Annotated in this window: 2 protein-coding genes and 1 pseudogene; all 3 read left to right on the top strand. The window is 60.9% G+C overall.

All coding sequences use genetic code 11. The features are described from left to right. Positions 1 to 587 (top strand): annotated as a pseudogene (locus JNL55_RS35165) (hypothetical protein); the annotation flags it as partial. Positions 588 to 691: 104 nt separating this feature from the next. Continuing rightward, positions 692 to 1,639: an alpha/beta hydrolase family protein gene (locus JNL55_RS35160; protein ID WP_293865996.1), complete on the top strand. Its 948-nt coding sequence runs from the start codon at positions 692 to 694 to the stop codon at positions 1,637 to 1,639. A 66-nt stretch (positions 1,640 to 1,705) separates the two neighbouring features. Then, a partial coding sequence (locus JNL55_RS35155; RefSeq protein ID WP_293865993.1) for a S9 family peptidase occupies positions 1,706 to 3,608 on the top strand: 1,903 nt, incomplete at its 3' end.

Genomic DNA, 3,608 nt, shown 5'->3' with positions numbered 1-3,608 from the left:
GCTGGCAGGAAATCTTTCGGCCCGCAACGTTGGCCAGCGGTCGCAGCTATCCGTACGGGTTCGGCTGGTTCTTGGAGAGCCCGCGACAGCAAGTGCGTTATCACAGCGGGTCGCACTTGGGTTTCGGCAGTTACTACAGCCGTTTCCTCGGGCCGCAATTGGCGATCATCGTGCTGGCGAATCGCTCGGGCGTGAACCGTGAAGAGATCGTCCGCCACTTGGCCGGAATGATTGATCCAACGCTCGTGCCGGCGCCGGCGCGACCCATCAAAGATTCCGCGCCCGCTGTGACGAAACGTTTGCGGCGCATGCTCGAACCGCAAGAGATTCCCAGCAGCGAGCTGGGCGCGTTCGCGATGTCCGATCGGCCTTATCGGATTTCTGTCTATAGCAAAGCTCGTGCGTCGCTCGGTGCGCTGCAAGAGTTGCGTTTATTCGCGATCGATCAGGTGGGCGATGAACGTGTTCATATCTATCGAGCCCGCTTCACCGGTGGAATCGCCGATGTGAATTTAGCACTCGGTACAGATGATCGCATCCAGGCGCTCGGCTTGAGCGCAACCGAGCGCTGGGATGCACCGCTGTGAGATGTTTCCTATCGCCAGCCACTTTGCGAGCTTATGAGATGATGCATACCCCAAGACGATTGATCAGATCCGCGCTGTGCGTTTGCTTGAGTTTGATTGCGCCCGTGACATTCGGCCAAACAGCTCCGGACGCGAAGGAGAAGCCGAAGATCGCCGAGTATCGGCACGACATCGATATCTTGCAAAGAAAGCTCGACGTGCTGCTGATGTATCAGAAGCTCGGCGATCTGGCCGAGATCGAAGAGATCAAATTCACCTCGGTGCCGGGCCGTGACAAGAATCCCACCGGGCTCGGTGCTGGCAATCCGCTGGTCATTCCCGCATACACCTTCGTGCCCAAGGCGTTGGGTAATCGCAAGGCGCCGCTGATCGTGTTCGTGCACGGCGGTCTGCACGGGCGCTTCAATTCAGTGAAGGTGACCAAGGAATTGCTGAAGCAGGGCTACGTCATCATCGCGCCCGAGTATCGCGGCAGCACCGGTTACGGCGGCCATCTCTACAGCCAGATCGATTACGGCGGCACCGAGATCGACGACACGCAGGCAGCGCGTAATTGGGCGGTGAAGAATCTGCCCGTCGATGGTTCACGCGTCGGCATCATGGGTTGGAGTCACGGTGGCTTCCATGCCTTGATGACGGTGTTCCGTTTCCCTGATGACTATCAGGTGGCGTTCTCGGGCGTGCCGGTGAGCGATCTGGTCCAGCGCAGCGCCTATCAGCCGGACTACATCGGTACCTTCAAGGAATTCATGGGCAGCACGCCGCAGGAAAACCTCGTCGAGTACCGCCGCCGTTCGCCGGTCTACCACGCCGACAAACTGCGCACGCCGTTGCTGATCCACACCACCACCAATGACGGCGACGTGAGCGTGATGGAAGTCGAACACCTGATCGCGGTGCTCAAGGCCGCCAACAAGAAGTTCGAATACAAAATTTTCGACAACGCCCCGGGCGCCCATGGCTTCGGCGAGCTGGACACCGAAGTGGGTCAAGAGGCCCGCAGCCAGATCTACGAGTTCCTGGCCAAGCGGCTACACCCGCAAAAACTCTGATCGCGACGGACGGCCGGCGTTATAAGCTCCGGCCGTCCGAACCCATGGAGTGTGTTAGTGCGAGCCATGCCGTCGATCCGTCGAGCCTTGCCGCTCACGCTGAGTCTGTTGTTCGCGGTGCCCAGCATCGCCAGCGAGCCGGGCCAGGTGCCACTCAAAGAACGCTATGAACGCGCAGCCGAGATGCTGCCGTGGCGGGTCGAGCGCTACGTCTATGGCATGAGCGTCCAGCCGCAGTGGTCGCCGGATGGCAGCAGTGTCTGGTTCGAAGAGAAGTCCGCGCAGGGCACTCGTTATTGGCAGATCGATCTGCGCACTTTGCAAAAGAGTGCGTTACCGGCCAAACCGTCGAAGCCCGAAGCACGTGCGTTGGATCCTGCTTGGGTGCCGTCACCCAACGGCAAGTGGGCGGTTCGTCGCGATGGCGAGCAGCTGACGCGCGTCGATCTGGCCACCGGGCAGCAGACCAAGCTGACCAGCGACGGTGTCGCCGACTACGCCTATGGCCGCGTGCCGGACTCGGACATCCAGTCGTTGTCGAAGCTACGCAACGGCTTGCCCGATCAGCCGTATGGCGTGTGGTCGCCGGAAGGGGATCGCTTCGTCACCTATCGCGTCGATGAGCGCGGTCTGTTCAAGTTGCCGTTGATCGTCCCGGTGGTGGCGGGCCAGGCACATCAAGTGCCGTGGGTGCACTTCCAGAACACCGCGTTCCGTAACAGCCCCAAGGTGCAGCGGGCCGATCTGGTGATCTTCGACATGCGCGACGGTTCGCGCGTGGACCTGCAGATTCCGCAGCCGTTGGTGTTCTTCGAGCCCACGCCGAAGGGCGGGTTGCGTTGGAGCCGTGACGGCAAGACCGTGTTCGCAGCGCCATTCAACAAGGATGGCGAGACGATGACGGCCTATGCCGCCGACGCCAGCACCGGCAAGGCACGTGCTTTGCTCACCGAGCCCGCCGAAGGGGAGATCGCTTCGGAGAAGCGCTTCCTGTCGGTCGACAATGGTCGCGAACTGGTCGTGTACTCGATGCGTTCGGACTGGGGCCATTTGTATCTATACGACGGCCGCACCGGTGCGTTGAAGCGCCAGCTCACCAAAGGCGAGTGGGCCGTTGATGACATTCGTCGCATCGACGACCAAGGTCGCTGGGTTTACTTCAGCGCGCGAGGCAAGGAGCGCGGCCGTCATCCCAACAATTCCCATTTGTATCGAGTGTCGCTCGACGGTGGCTCGCCGGTATTGCTGACACCGGAAGATGCTCAGCATGACGTGCAGTTCTCTGCCGACGGCAAGTGGTTCGTCGACACTTACTCGACGATCGTCACGCCACCCGTCAGCGTCTTGCGCAGTGTGGATGGCAAGCGCTCGGTTGAGCTGCTGCGTGCAGATATCAGCGCGTTGAAAGCGTTGGGTTGGAAGCCGCCGATTCCGTTCACCGTGAAGTCGGTCGACGGTGTCACCGATTTGTACGGCGCGTTGTTCCTGCCGTTCGATGTGGATCCGAGCAAGTCGTATCCGATCGTGCAGCCACAGTACATGGGCGGTCTGTACGCCCCGCGCAAGTTCCTGGATCAGAACTATCTGGGTGCGATGTCGCTGGCTCAAGTCGGGTTCGCCACCATGATGTTCGACGGCCGCGAAGCCAAGTTCCGTTCTCGCAAAGTCCAGTCCGTGTTCGATGGCAAGAAGGCCACCGAGCCGGCGTTCTATGACGACCATATCGGCGCGATGCGTCAGCTGGCGAAGCGCTATCCGTTCATTGATGTCGATCGCGTCGGCATCTATGGCAACTCCGACGGCGGCTGGCGCGCAGCGCGTGCGTTACTCCAGCATCCGGAGTTCTATAAGGTCGCGGTGGCAGTAGCCGGCAGTCACGACTACGGCACCTGGATCGGTACCAAGTACCCCACGGCGGAGGAGCCCGAGTTCGACTGGCCCACCAACATGGAGATCGCCGGCCAGCTGC

This window comes from Steroidobacter sp., from assembly GCF_016790065.1.
In the GTDB taxonomy this organism is placed as follows: domain Bacteria; phylum Pseudomonadota; class Gammaproteobacteria; order Steroidobacterales; family Steroidobacteraceae; genus Steroidobacter.
Note: the sequence above shows the minus strand (reverse complement) of the source record. Positions and strands in the feature narration are given on the sequence as shown.